This window comes from Parabacteroides caecihominis (assembly GCF_023656785.1).
GTDB lineage: Bacteria > Bacteroidota > Bacteroidia > Bacteroidales > Tannerellaceae > Parabacteroides > Parabacteroides segnis.
This window is the reverse complement of record NZ_JAMOKS010000013.1, coordinates 173,243-190,947: the sequence shown is the minus strand read 5'-3', so window position 1 is coordinate 190,947 and position 17,705 is coordinate 173,243. Positions and strand designations below refer to the sequence as shown.

Annotated in this window: 8 protein-coding genes; 1 reads left to right on the top strand and 7 read right to left on the bottom strand. The window is 43.5% G+C overall.

Features of this window, described 5'->3' with window-relative positions; translation table 11 throughout:
• Positions 1-389: 389 nt before the first annotated feature.
• From NBH14_RS13060 to NBH14_RS13030, 7 genes are all read right to left on the bottom strand, one after another.
• The gene (locus NBH14_RS13060) at positions 390-2,597 is read right to left on the bottom strand and encodes a DUF3987 domain-containing protein (RefSeq protein ID WP_186959585.1); all 2,208 of its coding nucleotides are present in this window, start codon (positions 2,595-2,597) and stop codon (positions 390-392) included.
• Positions 2,598-2,786: 189 nt separating this feature from the next.
• A complete protein-coding gene (locus NBH14_RS13055; protein WP_186959584.1) occupies positions 2,787-3,137 on the bottom strand; it encodes a hypothetical protein in 351 nt (116 codons plus the stop codon).
• Between the two features lie 510 nt (positions 3,138-3,647).
• A complete protein-coding gene (locus NBH14_RS13050) occupies positions 3,648-7,976 on the bottom strand; it encodes a DUF6383 domain-containing protein (RefSeq protein WP_250817502.1) in 4,329 nt (1,442 codons plus the stop codon).
• Positions 7,977-8,590: 614 nt separating this feature from the next.
• On the bottom strand, positions 8,591-8,899 hold the full coding sequence (locus tag NBH14_RS13045; protein ID WP_186959582.1) for a hypothetical protein: 309 nt from the start codon (positions 8,897-8,899) through the stop codon (positions 8,591-8,593).
• A 224-nt stretch (positions 8,900-9,123) separates the two neighbouring features.
• A complete protein-coding gene (locus tag NBH14_RS13040; RefSeq protein WP_186959581.1) occupies positions 9,124-12,546 on the bottom strand; it encodes a DUF6383 domain-containing protein in 3,423 nt (1,140 codons plus the stop codon).
• 503 nt (positions 12,547-13,049) lie between these two features.
• Positions 13,050-13,259 carry a hypothetical protein gene (locus NBH14_RS13035; RefSeq protein ID WP_128134688.1) on the bottom strand — a complete coding sequence of 70 codons (210 nt, stop codon included), beginning with the start codon at positions 13,257-13,259 and terminating at the stop codon, positions 13,050-13,052.
• 69 nt (positions 13,260-13,328) lie between these two features.
• Entirely contained in the window at positions 13,329-15,989 is a 2,661-nt protein-coding gene (locus NBH14_RS13030) for a transglutaminase domain-containing protein (RefSeq protein WP_186959580.1), read from the bottom strand.
• Positions 15,990-16,130: 141 nt separating this feature from the next.
• Here NBH14_RS13030 and NBH14_RS13025 point away from each other — a divergent pair, with 141 nt between their 5' ends.
• The gene (locus NBH14_RS13025) at positions 16,131-17,648 is read left to right on the top strand and encodes a potassium/proton antiporter (protein ID WP_186959579.1); all 1,518 of its coding nucleotides are present in this window, start codon (positions 16,131-16,133) and stop codon (positions 17,646-17,648) included.
• The last annotated feature ends 57 nt before the right edge of the window (positions 17,649-17,705 follow it).

The window sequence follows — 17,705 nt, the reverse complement described above, 5'->3', positions numbered from 1 at the left end:
AGAAGCTGATTGCAACTCTACATCTCGAGATAGTTTACTTCTACCGATCGGTTAATTCAATTATTCATACAACAAATATATTGAATTAATCTTGCTTTGGTGAACTATGCAAAGTTAGAGCATCTCCAAAATAAACTTCGTGCCATCCAAATCTTCGCAAAGACAATCAAAAAATGACTGTGTGCCCGACTGTTCAAAACACCGTGGGTTTCACTCTCTTTTTCCCCTATAGAGTACCTCCGTTTCCCCTATATCCTACCCTTTGTTCCCCTATACCCTGTTGCACGGTGGGCTACAGGGTAAAAGACTGTATGTCAGAGGGAAGCAAAAGATAAGGACAGAAAAGGACAAAAAGGACACCCCCACATTTTCAGAAACCACTCATCCGATCAGGCGGCAGGGGAAGTGTTTTTACGGTAGAGGCCGTGAGACAGACGGGTGATGAAGACCGGCTCCAGACGGGAAAGGTGGCGTCTGACGGAACGGTCGCTTATGCCGACTGCCTGGCTGAGCGCATACAGGTCGGACACAGTGAACTGATCGTCCAGCCGGTCGAATATTTTACGGAAATAATCCGGGCAGGTCAGTTCGGGGATATCTGCCGGGGCGGTAAGCTGCGTCATCAGCAGGCGGCTATGTTCGAGGCAGACATCGACAATGGAGAGGGCCGCTCGGAAATGAGCGTCGTCACAGAAACGTTCGTCCAGTCCGTAATCGAGCGAAGCGACATCGAGAGCGGTAAAAATCATGCAGAGACGGAAGGTCATCAGTCCGTGACGCTTCACGGCACCCAGGAAGTCTTCTTCCCCAAACAGGTCGGTTTCACGCAATAGCTGCGCAAAGTGACGGTTCAGTTCATCCCACTGTCGGGAAGTAAGGCGCACCTGCAAACGTCGTTTACGCAGCAACAGGGCTATATCACGTACACGTTCGGAGAGGGTATCGATCCAGGCCTCAAACCCTTCCGCTCCATTCTGAGGCGAAACATCCTGCCAGACCGCCTTGCTGCGGCAGGTATACAGCAGCAGACGGCTCGCCAGCCCGTTCTCCGCACTCGGCACCAGTCGGGGAAATTGTCCGGGTGTACCCGCCAGCAAAAGAGCCAGACGCGGCCGGGGAACGCGGATCATCTCATTATCCACCTTACGGGAGGAGGCGACAGGTTCATGCTGGAAAGCCTTACGCAACAGGTCGTCGAACTGTCCATAGTCCTGACGGCTGGCAGCGATCAAGGTATCGATCTCACTGTCGACCATCAGTCCGCCAGTCTCGCCATTCTCAGCCAGGTGGACCAGCAACTTAGCTTTCGTTATCTGGGTAGGGATGAAAAAATAGCAGGTAGAGGCTTTTACAGGGGCATCGGTCACTTTGACCGCCTGTTTCTTCTGATGGGCAGTCGCTTTCTTCAGTTCCCATTCTTCCAATGCCTGAAGATATTCGTCCTCTTTGCGTTTCGTCTCGATCTCGATCAGTGAGGCATAGCTGTCAGCCAGGCGGCGCATGTCATTGATGCACCCTTTGCCGTTAGCCGCCGGAGCCACTTCGACCGTGAAAAGATGCGGATAGACACGTTTCCGGTTATAGATACCCCATACTCCCGGAAGGCAGGCACTCAATACGGTACAGGCTGCCAGGAAAGCCATATCGCGCTCGCGGCGGTCGGTATAGAAACGAAGGGCATCGCCCAGCAAAAGGGGAAGACCGGTGGTTATATTTTCCGGTAGAAAAGGGGTTTGTTCGCGAAGCTCCTCACCCGAAAATGTGGCGGTGTCCTTTTCGTCCTTTTCTGTCCTTTTGCTTTGGGGGCGGGTAGCCGATTCATCGGTATGTCCCTGATAAGCAGAAGATAAAGCCTGACGAATCTCTTCTTCGGAAAAGTCGTCACCGCGTAACAGGGGTATGCAAAAAAAGGCCGTTTCATTACGGTCGAAGCCTCTCCGGTTGGCTTCGCAACCCAGGCGGTAAACAGTCTGGTTACGGCTGCCTTCAACGGCAGGATGGGCACGCAGCCAGTCGTGTACAAACACCTGGCTCTGCACTACAGAGGAAAGGGAGAATACCTGAGCCTCCGGATTATAATATGCCTCCGGATCATCACTCACGTAACAGCAACGACTGATATCCTTACAGGCACGGTCGCAGAAAACACCTGAGAGATGCTCATAATGGGCGGCTACCGCTGCAAATGCAGCGGCATGCTCTTCGCGCCCGGTATCGACTCCGGCAAAGACTTTCACCCCCTCACCGCCCGGGCTGATAAATAAGGCCAGCGTAAAAGGTTGTTGCAGGAATAGGGCAATCAAGGCAGCCAGGTTGGCCACATGATCGAAATCCAGCCCCACCACCTGGCTATAGGCTTCCAGTTGGTTGGCACGATGCCCTCCTTTGAACAGGCCGGAAGGAGTAAACCCCGGAAGCTGTGCTTTCAGGGAGCGGGCAGCTTCTTTGTCACCGGAAGCCAGGGCAGCGCGATAAGCGGTTATTTCATGTATCCAGCGCCGGGTACGGATCAGGATAATGATTTCTTCCAAGGTAAAGGACTCCGATGTAGACAGGTAAAGTTTTCCGAAGAAAGAGACTGAAGGTGTTGCAATCATAACGTTTAAATTTAATGGCTATCCAGCCGGTTAATATATACGCAATATAGGCATTCCCATCTTACAAAAAAAGCAGTTAAAAAGACCGGTCCCAGTCTTCGCCAACGCTGTCTGAAGGCTTCAGGAGAGGTCTGACAGCGAAAGGCTATACTATAAACCGGTCAATTTTAAAGAGAACAGGAAGAAAAATTATTTCCCGTTTTCCTTCTCATCCTCCGACATATAGTAATATCTCAGGATGGTTCCACGAGATACCTCAAATTCAAATATGTCGAATAGCAGGGCAAGCAGCTTGCCGTCATAGTTTTCACCGAAATGCTCTTTCAGCCGGTTATTCATTTCTCCCATATAGAAAGCCAGTAGCATATGTTCCTTTGCAGGAATATGCAAACGATCTTCAGGATAAATAACGACTGCTCCCAGCAGCTCCTGCAGCCGAAGTTTGCAAACTTTCAGTTTCCGTTTGTTACTACGCGACAGACAGCCGCTTTCTTCTCTCATCCAGCGCAGACGCTTTATCTCGCCGCACAGTGCATCCAAAGAGAGGATGACTTGTTGTTTTTTTTCATTTTGTTTCTTATTTTAATTGCCCTGTGATAACACAGGATTTTGTTAGTATCAGAAGTGAACCATTTAGATTATCGACCGGTTGTAACTGGCTCCCCTCTGGAGAGGGGGAAGGGGGTGTGTTATTATTTCACCTGCAAACAGGTTGTATCGCAACACACGAATAACTTCTTACATATCTCTATGTAGGCATTAAGTCTGTTTTATTGATATGCTTTAACACACCCCTTATCCCCTCTCGAGAGGGGAAACAGTTACTCCCGTCACTATAAACAGATAGCTCTTTTATTTCAAACAACGAAACCCCGGAGAACGTATTCCCCGGGGTTTGTTTTTGTCTGCCTTCGCTCTTCACAGAGATCGAACAGAAGAACTTTATTTCATTACTTTAGTATTAATATCGACCGCTTGTTCGCCCTCACGGGGTAATTAGTTCGTAAGAACCGCGCAGTCAATTTAAATTTATTGATTATAAATAATTTCTTATTTTACGATAGCAGGTACTGCTGCTTCACCTTCAACCGTTACATAAACTACACCTGCAGGAACTGCGATTGTAGCTTCGCTTGAAGTGATTACTGTATTAACTACTACCTGACCAAGTACGTTGTTGATAACAACCTTCTTGCCTTCAGCACCCTTAACAGTTACTGTTCCCTTACCGCCGATTACAGCGATTGTAGAAGTTGTGATATCTTCGTTAGCAACAGATGAACCTTCTGAAGATTCTACATTGTAGATATCAGCAGATGAAGCATCGAAGTTTTCAAAATTGTCTTTTACAATTACAGGAACACCGTTCTGGACTTTCAACCAACCGCCTTCAGTCATAGGACGAGCACCACCGGCAAATGCATTGTCATTCTTCCAAGATTCAGATTCGATCAAGAAGTCTTGAGCTTCATCATCATTGATCAGACGGAATTCAAACTTAGCTGCATTATGTTTGTTTTCAGCAATAGTTACTTGTTTGCCATCAACAAACAATTTAGTATAGTTGCCTGTACCCGGCATAGTACCTTCTTCTTTCACTACATAACCTTTCAGGAAGGCAAGACGAGTATATTTATTTTCCCAGTCATACTTGTTGTATTTAGCGTCAATCTTCAAGTTAACCAAGAAGTTACCAAATATAGTATCAGGTGTTACATGAGTATGTACACAAGCCAAAGAATCAGCTAATGAAGCATGGTCTTCGCCACACCATTTAACAGAGCCTTTTTGTTCTGTTACATTGCGGCCAATAAAGTACTGAGGCATCAATACGCCAGTTTCAGTTGTCGGGATTACTGTCATTTCTGCCAAAGCATCAGCATTGTCTCCCTTACCTTCTACTGCCAACAGATTCAAATCAGTTGCTTCAGAAGCATACAGATATTCTTTATCAGTTGAACGTGTACGATAGAATTTCAAAATATTCTTTTCACCCAGTTCGTCTTTAGTAAATTCACGATAATAACGAGTTGAATCAACGACTAAAGCAAATGATGAAGTACGTGTTTCAGCTGTAATATCTTCAGCTTTGATCAAACCTGTAGCATCTACAACACCAGCTTTCTTGTCCCAGGCAGCATCAATCAATGCATAGTAGTGAGTACCGTCTACATCATTTACTTCTTTCAAATAGAAGTTAGTTGCAGAAGCAGCATTGGATACTACCATCATTTCTGTTCCATCTACATTTGTGATCTGTACATATTTGTTATGCTGGTTCAACTTATTCGGATTGTAAAGGCTGATCTGATATAAACCGCGTTCCAAAGAGTTGCCATAACCATATTCCTGGTTGTTTCCGACTCTGTGTAATCTGAATTTATCTTCAGAGTTAGCAGATACAACTAAAACAGAATCATTATTGATTGTCTTATCACCTACTTCAACATTCAATCCGGAAGAAATATTCAGATAATCCAGTGTAAAGAGCGCTCTCGGATCTTCCGTTGCTGTACGGTAATAACCTTCTTCACTTTCAGGAGCTACACTCAATACGAATGTATCATTTTTCTCTTCAACATAACCCTGATAGATATACTGGCTGATTGTTACATAATATTTACCGTCTTTTTCTTCTACAGTATACGCACCCAGGTTCAGTTTTTCACCTGTTTCCATATTGTAAATATTCGGATAACCACCGAAGTCTGTCGGAGTAGAACCTACATACCACTTCGCAGCCGGCATATGGGCAAAATCCATCTTACCCTGATCAGCCGGAGTCACTTTAGTCAGCGAGTAACCATCAACATCCAACATCAAACGGGCACCGTTTTCCTGAGTATTTGCTTTTACAATATCCAGATAGTACAGACCTGCAGGAACATTAATAACATTTACAGGACCAGCCAGACTTAAACCGATACGGTCATTGATTGTCCATTCCAATGCATTCGGACGTTTGATATATTCAGAGCTACCAACTGTTACTTCACGATGTTTACCCAGAACTGCAACTTTCACTAAATTCTGTTCGAAACCAGGAGCAAAAGAAGCTCTGTAACGAATTTCGCTGTCATCACGATCTTTCCAATGAAGTGTTGTAACATCCTTCTGGTTGTAACCGTCAGCTTCGATACGCAAAGAGTCCTGAGTCGGGAAATACAAGAAACGGAAGTTGAAACGACCATTGATGTCGCGAGCAGCAAGCGGTGCGTTCGAATTGACAAATTCTTTATATTCTCTTGTATTGAATGTTAAATGGTTTTGACCAGCCACTTCATCTGACAGATAAGCAGTATCGACCATCAGATATTCACCGTTATCAGCTTTCAGAGATAACCAATACGGAGTTTTAACAGCATTCAAATTAGTATAAACTGCATACAATCCCTGGGCAGTACGGGCAGCCTTAGCGGCAGCTCTATCAGCAAGAACCCATTTATGCATGTGATAAATAACATCACCCTTGTCGAATTCCAAGTCCTGGCTCAAAGCAAGAATTCTATCTATCGAAGTAGTACATGATTTCCTCAGCGTAGCTTCCTTACTTTCTTCATCTGAAATTGTTACCTCTAGTTCAGATTTTTGACCTTCCAGTTTATTTAGCAATGCTAAGAGGTCCTTATCTAATTCGTTATTATGAATAATACTATTTCTTACAGTGATGTATTCAGTACGTGCCTTTTCCTCTTTAGCCTTAGCTGTCTTTAAAGCCTCTTCTGCATCAGCTTTATTAGCGACACTCTCATTTACAGCAACCGTACACTTTTCAAGTTCCGAATCAGCATCTTCAGCATCTTGTTCGGCAACCTTGTAAGCGTCATTTACTGATGTTACATAATCGTTCGTTACTTTTCCTAAACCTGTATTTACATCATCGATACCAGATGTTATAGCAACTGTTTCATCAATACCAGCAGTCTTTGCATTATCATATAACTCTTTCGCAAGTTCAAAGAACAATTCTTTATCAGATTCAGTCGCAATATCTACAAGAGCAAAAAAATCATTCCAAGATTTTGTATCATCAAGATATACAGTATTAAAAAGGGATAACGTTACTTGATCGAATTTGCTATCTGTATTTGTCTTTACTGCATCAAAATACTTCTTAACTAATAAATCTTTCTGACATGCAACATTTTTCTTACTCAATGCCACGCTCCATGCCTCTGTTGCAGCCATTACATCTTCATTAGCGATGCTCAACTCTTCATTGCGAGTATCAACAAGAGTCTGAGCGTCTTCCCATGCATCTACCGCATGGACTAAAGCTGTATGTAAATCTTCAATCTTGCTCTTCAGATCATCATTTATGTTTGCATTATTCTTTATTGACTCTTCAATAGACTGCAATCTTTCGTTAAGATCTTTCATATCATAGCGATGTCCCAGCAAAGAAACACTAACTACCTGCAATTGTTTTACCAATTCATTATAGTTTTCTCTTTCGTCTTTCAGCATCTTCGCTGTAACAGCATAATCTTCTTTCTGATCATTTAATGCTTCAAGAGCTGCGTCTACCAGTTTTACTTTAGCTTCATAAACAGCGTAGGCTTTTTCATAAGCTGCATAAGCATCAGCCACTTCGCCATAAGACAATGTACCCGGCTTCGGATCAACAGCTTCATATTCCTGCTCTACCCATTTGTTAGGCATACCTTCAGAAACACCTTTAGCAAATGCGAAAGCGACCTTGTCGTCAGCCTGAGTCTGAAGTTTACTATTCAAATCATACTTGCTTAACCATACCGGGCCAGCAACTGTCGGTTTGATTCTGAAGGCATCTACTCTTTCCTGAACATCTTTTGTTGCATACTTGACAGCAGCCACTTTACCAGAACCATCTGATGCAGGAAGCAAAGTCATGATAGAGTCTGCATGAAAATATGTTTCCGGAGTTCTTGCGATTGTCAGGTTCTCACCAGCTTCATCAAGCATCCATGTCCATGAAACATCCTTTCCTCCTAAATGAGAAGCAGTCCGTACTCCACCTCTATAATCCTGTGCATTTGCTGGATCAAAAGACAGAGTAAGATGATGAGCCAGGTTTCTGAAAATAAAAGCAGTTCTTGTTTTGTCTATATTGGCGTCTCTTTCTACAGTCCAAAGAGATTCTCCAATATTAGCCTGAAAGTAAGGGATAAAGGCCAATTCATAATGGAAACCGCCGCCTTGCAGATCTTTTACTTTCTGCATAACCAACACATTATAACCATCTGATAACTGATAAGCTCTACCATCTGTAACTTTAGATACAGCTTCTATAGAAGGAGCCGTAGCCTTAGTATACACATCCTGAGTCTGAGCATAACCAGTTCCAACAGTTGTCGCCAGTAACATACCGGCCACCAAAGTAGAAAACTTTTTGTTCATAATCTTTCGTTTAATATTAATAATAGTGTTACTTAAAAAGCCTTTTAACCTTAGATTAGGAACGTTACTCAGAAGCGAATGACTAGAAAAAACGTTCCTTTTTTCTCGCCATTATTTTCGGCATGATTTGACTTTGTGCAAGAAACAAGCAATTTTATACTAACTTTGCTATCCAATTGATAAGAAAGCACATAGGTTTAGGAAAAAATATTGAGGAATGTATTGCCCATTCAAAAGTTATCTTTAATTTTGCTGGCGAGAAAAAAGGAACCTTTCTTTTAGTCATTACTATCCATTCGTAATAACACTATAACACAACATATTACATATCATTTTACGTCATAATTATATGTATGGATTTAAACACGCGTACATATATTAATATGCTGATACACAGTATACCTCTTTGTAGGAATTTGACATGCAAATGTTAAAAGGGTTATTTCAGACCATTTCAGGCACAAAAGGAACAGGTGATCGAACAAAAAGAACTACAACTTGAGCAACAGAAACGAACTATGAGAGAACTGGTTCGAATACTGTCACAAACGGGCATTTCTCTAGAAGAAATCTCTAACAGATTATCACTTTCTATCAAAGAGATCGAAGAAATTCTACAATAATTCCTGTTCCTCCTCCGAGATATAGTAGTTACGCAGGACGGTACCCAGGGAAACCCCGAAGTCGAAACAATTGTACATCAAGTGGAAGAAACAGCCGTCGCGTTCGGCTCCCGAACGTTTTTTCAAGAAACGGTCGATACGTTTCAATTCCTTCAGTACATCGGCATGGCTGTCTTTGAGGATTACCAGCCGGTCTTCGGGATAAATGACCGTCGCTCTGAGCCGTTCACACAGGCTGGATTTATACTTGGCCAGTTGCCGTTTGTTACTACACGACAGCGTGCTGCACGATTCGTTCATGCTGTTTATTGATTATTAAATAACGAAAGCCCCGGCAGAAATAAATCTACCAGGGCTTTGCCTGCCTTCACTCTTCACAGAGCTAGTACAGAAGAACTTTATTTCATTACTTTAGTATTAATACAGACCGCTTGTTCACCTATCGCAGGGTAATTGGCAGAGGCGGACGGAAAGTCCGTCTCTACCGCGCAGTCAAATTAAATTTATTGATTATAAATAATTTCTTATTTTACGATTGCTTTTACAGCGGCTTCGCCTTCAACCGCTATGATTACTACACCTGCCGGAGCAGCGATCTGAGCTTCATCAGAAGTAACGACTGTGCTGGCAACTTTCTGACCCAGTACGTTGCTGATTGTAACAGTCTTACCAGCTGCACCCTTAACGATTACGGCACCATTAGTGGCGATAACCTGGATACCGGAAGCATTGATGCTTTCGTTGGCAGTTGCTATGGTAGGATCTACAGCGAAACGGGCTGCGGCTTTTATTTCAGCACCTAATGTCAGATTACCATTAACAGAAATTACATAAGCTCTTTCTGCTGCGTTGCGGATTACATAAGTACCGTCTCCGTCACCGGATTCGATTACCTGGAACTTGAAGTTGTTCAAGCCACCCTTAACACCTGTCACTTTGTTTTCTTTTACAGCTACCTTAGTCAACTTGCCGTCAACCATTGTCTGCAATGTATCAGCATCCTGCAGGCTGGCGATGCTTGCATCTTTGAAAATTAAGCGTATAGCATAGTCTTCATTATCTTTTGCAAATGTATATTTTCTCCAGTCAGCTACTCGTTTACTGTCAGCTGAGTCTGTAGCGAAATACAAGAACTTCGCCTTATCTTCCGTGCGGATGTAGAATGAAGGTATATTCTTATCTGTATCTACTGTATCCAAACGGAATGTCATAGTTTCAAACGGATTGATTACAGCTGCGAATTCATCCTTCATGAACAGGTAACCACCATAGTTGTCTGTGTTCTTGAATTCTGTTGTCTGCGGAAGAGCTTCCAATGAACCATATACCTTTTCAGGTACCAAGAAGGTCTTAACCGGCAGTTCGTTGTAATCGTTCTCATAATCATAATACAAAGCATCATTCCATGCTGTTACATCAACTTTATCTGTTTCTTCTGTCTGATCATCCTGTACGGTATTAGCTACTGCCAAATACTCTGTAGCGCTTCTGAAGTCAGAATTTACAGCAGCTATAGCACTTTTTTCTACCAGAGATACAGAACCATCCAGATTGTATTTGATAATGTATTCTTTCTTGTTCGTTGTTAAATCTCCTCCATCCAGATAATACGGAGTATTTTCATCCGGAGCAAAGAATCTTACATTATAAGTATAGAAAGCAACTGTATCCTTTTCGATCGGAGAAGTAACAACGTTATTATTCTGGACATAAACGAAATCGTTCAGGATGTAAGAAACTTTATCTTTCTTATCATTACCATTTTCTTTTACACGAATCAGTTCGAACTGGTCTGCAGTCTTTGATGTTACTACTTCTCCTCTACCACCATTAAAGATTTCAATCTTACCGGTCTTTTTATCTCTTGCTGCTGCGGCATACAATCTGTCGTTTGCTTCAGCAGTCTTGGCAAATTCGAAAGTAAACAAACCTTCTTCGCTTTCAGCTGTTTCGAAAGTATCAAATTTCTTTACTTCTTTCTTTTCAATCAGCTGAACCTGCATACCTCTGAGATCCAAATCTTTCCACTCAAAATCTCCATTAGCAGCAGTATGAGCAATTCTTAACTGTTGGTCACGAGACAATCCTTCTTTAACTGACGGATATACCGTATAGATATCGTCACCCAATTTCTTTTCGGCATACAATACTGCCCAAACTGATGCACCGGTCAGACGGTTTGTAATCTTGACAGTTTCTCTTTTATGAGCCGGATCGTTATCATTGTCTTTAACGCCTGTGATTACGAACTGATACAATGGGTCGTTTTCATTAGCTCCGTCATTTACACTCGGCATAGTAGCAAATGTAAAGTTATTAGGCTGATTCGTTTGCTCATTTCTTGACATCACTGTCAGATACTGTCCATATTCAGAAACCTCTTCATTGGCAGCTTCTTCTGCACCACTGACAAACTTGATTGCATAGATAGCCGGAGTAGCATCGTTGTGCAACAGGCTTGTAGCATCGGCTAATGTTGTTGAAGGAACGGCTTTCAAAGCTACAACATCAGAACCCACACCAGACATCAGATAAGGGTCTCCGGCAGGATCATTCACGTTGTTGGTGCTAGTGCGTACTGTAACAGTTACCGGTTTATTAGCATGAGTACCGTTTTTTGCCACATCCAAACGAGCGTCAGCGACAGTCAACTCATATTGATCATTTTCTGTCAGCGGATTCTTCACCGTAGCAGTGAAACAAGCGTTACCAACGAACACTTCACCGGCTTTAGACATCAAAGCTGTATTTTTGAGATCTTTATTATTTTCTACTTCGAGTCTATTCACACCTTTCTCATCATAGAAGTTCATGTCGCTACCTTTCACGGTTTTCAGCAAGAAACCTCCACCGCTACTGCGACCAGCATCTGTCAGCTTGGTATAGCTTTGCGGATGAATAGCCACGAAAGTCATCTTGTTGAACTGTTCTTTACTTGTGATACGGAAAGTGTTCAATGTTGCTTTATCATCGGCATCTTTTCTATCCAATGCGCTCCAGTCTGAAGCCAAATAGATACCGGCAGGGATAGCATAGTGTGCGCCATTAGCTGTCCAACCAAGAGAATCGGTTGGCATGAAAGCCTCTGTGTTATCTTCATTACCATCCGAATCAAGGTTCTCATCTACATAGAACGCTTTCAAATCCAGATCTTTAAAGATATTGTCATTGATATCTTTACCATTATAGCTGTTAACAAACGAGAACATAAAGCCTTTGCCGCCCTTCATATCATTCAGTTCTTCAGCTACGTTCTCGCCAAGAATGTCTCTTTCACCTAAGGTTGCAAGAAAGAATTTGTCCGAATCGCTCGGACCACCCATTGTGAATCCATCACCTGTTAATAATTGGTTGCCACCGTAAGTTCCAGCATCAGCATAATACAACCACAACTTAGTATTTTTATCAGTTGATTTAATCTGAATCTTGCTATCATCCATTTCTTTCATGAACCAAATCTGAGTGTTGCCATTATCAAATTTTGATTCATCAGCATCATCTACACAAGCAAAAGGATTAACATTAACTTTAAAAGCCAAAGGAACTCCAGTTGCTTTGCTTTCCAAAGAATAGTAGTAGTGTTTAGTTCCTGCAGCAGCACCCGGTGTACCGCTACCACCTTCAGTAATGATATCTTCTTTAAAATCCCAAAGAAGTGCATCCAGATCTTTATCAGTCAGACTGCTGAGATCTTCCGTAGCTAAATCAACCACGGAGTAAGCCAACTTTCCAGCCTTAGTCTTAGTTGCTTTAAGAAGGTAGTCCGCACTACTAATCTTACCGTCGCCATCAGCATCTTTGACAATAAAGACATCGGTTTTGGTACCTCCGAAAGACTGTACCTTTAACGGTGCCCCATTCACCTTGATGTCTGCCGCATTAACATTAAATGACGAGCCTGCAACCAGCATACCCGCCATCAAAAGCGTAGAAAACTTTTTGTTCATAATCGTTTAATTTAATATTAATAATAGTGTTACTTAAAAAGCCTTTTAACCATAGATCAGGAACGCATCCGAAAGCAAATGACTAGAAAAAACGTTCCTTTTTTCTAGTCATAATTTGAGGGCATGTTTGATTTTATAACGAGAACAATGAATTTCGTACTGATTTTGCTATCGTATTGATAAGAAAGGATATAGGAAAGAAAAAAATAAATGGAAAAGAGTTGTCGGTTAAAAAGAAGTTTGTAATTTTGCTGACGAGAAAAAAGGAACGTTTCTTTTAGGCATTACTAATATTTCGTAATACTTTATATTACAATGTATTCAATAATATTTTCCACTACATTTACAGACATATATTAAAGTACATGTGCGTACATTAACATATTGATATACAATATACCTATCTGTCGGAATTTGGCAGACAATTGTTAAAAGGGTTATTTCAGACCATTTCAGGCACAAAAAAGGCCATCGTTAAAAACGATAGCCCTGACTCATCAATCCTATAAAAAGGACTTACAAGCTATTAATTTCTTCTTCGGAAAGACCCGAAGCAATTGAAATAGCTTTAATATCCACCCTTGTCTTTTCAAATTTGCAGCCATAAAGCGAAGTCCTCCGATACGCCCTTCTATCGTCTCAGAAGGCAATTCCACATTCAGGAAAGTTAGATCGACAATACTGCGCTCTCCATCGAACGCTAGTCCTTCCATAGAAAAACCCTGTATCCGGAAGTTTCTTTACTACCGAATACAGGGCTGATTATTTATGCGAATTGTATTTTACAACTTATGTATCACCTTCATCAACTGTTCGCCCAAACCGATAGTGTATCCCTGAGATACGAATACGACACGGTTGAAGGTATCGGCGATGATGAAGATCGGAAGCTGGCTGGCATTCTGTAACTTCATGGCCGATGCGATCTCTTTCTGGATATGGTTGTCGGCATCGATACCGTATGTGATTGTGCTAGGCAGGTCGCCGAACTCTTTCGGATCGAAGTTTTTGTAACCTTTTTCATCCGGAAACAGAAGCACCATGCTACGGCCCCATTCTTCCAGATCTTTCTTCACGGCTGCGATATCGCGCATAGCGTGGTTGGTCGGTTCCTGACGGGCTCCCAGGATGGCTACAACGAAATAACCACGGCCGGTTGTTGCCAGTACGCTGGTTTCTTCACCGTTATCGGCACGTTTGAACTTGTTTTCCGAATTGAAGTTACCGATCACCTGTACTTCGTCGGTGTTCTCACGCATTTCCAGTTTAGTATCTGTTGTCTTGTCCGGTTCTACATTGAAGAAAGATACTTCGGCCAGGACGCTGCCGTTTGCCATACGGGTTCCGGTTACCATCATATAGTTACCTTCATCCATCGACAACGGTTTCTTCAGCATGCTGCTCCAGGTATCGCCAACGCCCATATCTACATTGCCGGTACGTTCGAAGTTCAATGTCTGCAACTTCGCATCCGGAAGAATCTTGGCAATCGTGAAGTGGCTGTAATATTTCGGATCCTGCAAAGCCTTGATCGGGCTGTAGGATGCTACCACCTTACCTTGTTTGGCTGTAGTCTGAACGGCTGCTTCGAAGTCAACGTCCATCCAGTTGCCATCCTTCATATACTGTACCTTACGGGCTACCGGTTCGATACGTGCCGGGATACCCAGGCTACGGGCAGCAGCCACAAAGAAGATATTGCGTGAACCCTTATCGGCTATGCGGGCCTTGAACACACCCATCGGCATAACCGGGATACGCTGCGGATTCAGATCATCATTGATTGTGATATTCTTTTTCACCCACTCAACCAAAGCCTGCGGGTCCTCTTTTGCCTGTTTCGCCAGTGCAGCATCTATATTTGCCTGGAAATAGCTGCGATACGGAGTAAGGAACTCGTTAGCTACACGCGGGTTCAGTATATAATTATTGAACTGTTCACTCTTCACTTCTTCCGCATTATTCAGGTGATCTGCCAGAACGGAAGCCGGCGTATCACGAAGGTCTTTAGCCGAAATCACATCCAGTAACGCCATAGCAACCGGACGTTTATCAGCCGGAGTTTCACGCAGGAACTTTTCGATTTCCATCCAGTTACCACGGCTACCGATCAGAAAGTCGGAAGTCTTCAGCGGGTCGATGCCGAGTTCTTTAGCCAATGCTTCGGCTTTTTCTTCGGTATAGAAAGTTGCTACATATTTGTTACGGATAGCATCTTCTTCCAACAGGCGTTTGGCGTTAGCCTCTTTCTGTTCCGGAGTTACTTCGGCAGGGATAGAGCCTTCTACCGGAGGAATAATGTCAAGAGTAACTGCTCCTAACGCATCACCCGGTTTCTTATCCAGCTTGATCGTCGCGTCACCTTTTCCAAAAGATACTTTATCGAAACCGAATTTACCGTCTTTGGTTGCCCATACGAACATATCACCTTTACCGGCGGTCAGGAAAGTCTTTCCTTCGGCATCGGTTTTCTTATTGGCTACGGTATAGAACTCTGCATAGTTGTAGATTTTAAATTCCACGTTTGCATCGGGGACAGGGTTCCCGTCGGTATCGACTACGGTCACGATGGCTTTGCCTGTCGGTGCGTAGTTGTCGATCACATTGATTTCTGTGTAACCGTCTGTTTCAAGCATTACTTCTTCCGGACCGTTATATTTGCCGAATACCTTCGTGTGCATCAGCATGCCCCGGTAAGCCGGACCGTTAAACCATCCCAGATTCAGAACCGGTTCCGGTTCGCAGGCACCCAGAAAATACCATTTGCCGTTCACCCAGGCTTCCACCCAAGCATGATTGTCATCAGTATGTGCCCAACGCGGGGTATATACCTGGCGTGCAGGGATACCTACCGAACGAAGCGCAGCCACCGTAAAGGTAGACTCCTCACCGCAACGGCCGTAAGCTGTCTTTACAGAAGCCAGCGGAGAGCTGGTACGGGCATCGGAGGGCGTATAAATCACCTTTTCATGACACCAGTGGTTTACTTCCAGCACGGCATCGTATAAGGACATGCCTTTCACACGGTCTTTCAGTTCATCGAAGAAGACCATACGGCTTTCGTCCAGGTTCTCGTTGTTTACACGGATAGGAAGAACAAAATGGCGGAAGATGTCTTCAGGGATACTGTCGCCCCACGGCATTTCCTGCTTTGCCTGGAAAGAACTGCGGATATTATCCAGGTAAAGTTTTCCATCATAGTCGGTAATGTCGCCGATCGGCATATAGGCATACAGGAATGTAAGCGCCTCTTTTTCTTCCGGCGTCATTTGTTGATTGAAAACTGCAAACAGATCTCCGTCAGGCAGGGCTGCCTGTTTGGCCTGGAAATCTTTCTCTACTTCGGCCCTGAATGCATTGTCAGAGATAAAGTGCTTCTCTTTGTTACACGCCGTCCCTATCAGGAGAGCGAACAATAATACGAATAAATGTGTTTTATGCATAGTGTTTATTTTACGCCGGCAAATATACGTAATATATTCATTAATCAGTATATAAGCTTGTTTTTTCGGCATTCAAACCATTGTAGTTTCAGTTTTTTTTCGTTATTTTGAAAGATAATTTAGAGTAAACCGTTTCCGCTTATGTTCCACGACTTAGACATTTTACATAATGCGGAGGGAATCTTGTTGATTGCTTCCGTCATTCTTTTTTTCAGTATTTTCGCCGGTAAGGCAGGTTATCGTTTCGGACTCCCCGCCTTGTTATTATTCCTGGGAGTCGGTATGTTGTTCGGCAGTGACGGACTTGGTATCCAGTTCAGTAATCCCAATGCGGCACAGTTTATCGGTATGCTGGCTTTGAGTATCATTCTGTTCTCAGGTGGTATGGACACGAAGATATCAGAAGTAAAACCGATTGCTCCACAAGGGGTTATCCTTGCGACGATCGGGGTATTGGCTACCACCTTTATAACGGGTGGTTTCATCTATTACTTGTCCAAACTGGTCACCGGCTACGAGACGCTGACACTTCCGGAGTCGCTGTTGATGGCGGCCGTCATGTCGTCAACCGATTCGGCCTCCGTATTCTCTATCCTGCGAAGCAAAGGGGTGTACCTGAAAGAACGGCTTCGTCCGACATTGGAGTTGGAAAGTGGTAGTAACGACCCGATGGCGTATATGCTGACTTTGTTACTGATCGCTTATATCCAGACGGCAGGGATGAACCTGGCTGATGCTGCTTTATCGCTGGTTATCCAGTTGTCGGTGGGTGCTATTGCCGGTTTCCTGTTAGGAAAGATAGCTGTATTTATCATTAACAAGATAGATATCGACAACGAATCGTTGTATCCGATCCTGCTGTTGGCTACTGCATTCTTTACTTTCGCCGCCACCACGTTATGTAAAGGAAACGGCTACCTGGCCGTATATATAGCCGGCTTGGTGGTAGGAAATACCAAGATTGTACATAAAAAGAGTATCGGTACGTTCTTCGACGGTTTTGCCTGGTTATGGCAGATCGTGATGTTCCTTACGCTCGGATTGCTTGTCAACCCGCACGAACTGCTGCCGGTTGCCCCCATCGGGCTAACGGTCGGTATCTTTATGATTATCTTCGCCCGTCCGATCAGCGTGTTCGTTTGCCTGATTCCTTATAAAAACTTCTCCTTTAAAGGGAAGTTGTATATATCGTGGGTAGGGCTGCGCGGTGCCGTACCGATCATCTTCGCCACTTATCCGATGATTGCGGGAATTGAACATGCCGGACTGATATTCAATGTGGTATTCTTTATCACCATCCTTTCGTTGCTGATACAAGGCACTACCGTAACACAGGCTGCCAAATGGCTGGATATGATCGACGAACCGGAACGAAAAGATGTATTCGGTATCGAACTTCCGGAAGGCATCAAGAGTGCGATGAGTGAAATAGACATTACCCCAGAAGTGCTTACGCATGGGAATAAACTGATGGAACTCACCCTGCCCGACCATACGCTGGCGGTTATGGTGATGCGCGACGGACGTTATTTCATCCCTAAAGGCAATACGGTGCTTATGGAAAACGATAAGTTACTGATGATCTCCGATAACGACGAAGCGTTACTCCAGGCTTATGAGGCACTGGGGATCACGGACTATACGTTGAAGAAGAATTAAAAAATACACCAACCAATCAGGAGGTTGTAGCAAAAGTCCGTATGTCATTTACAGGCT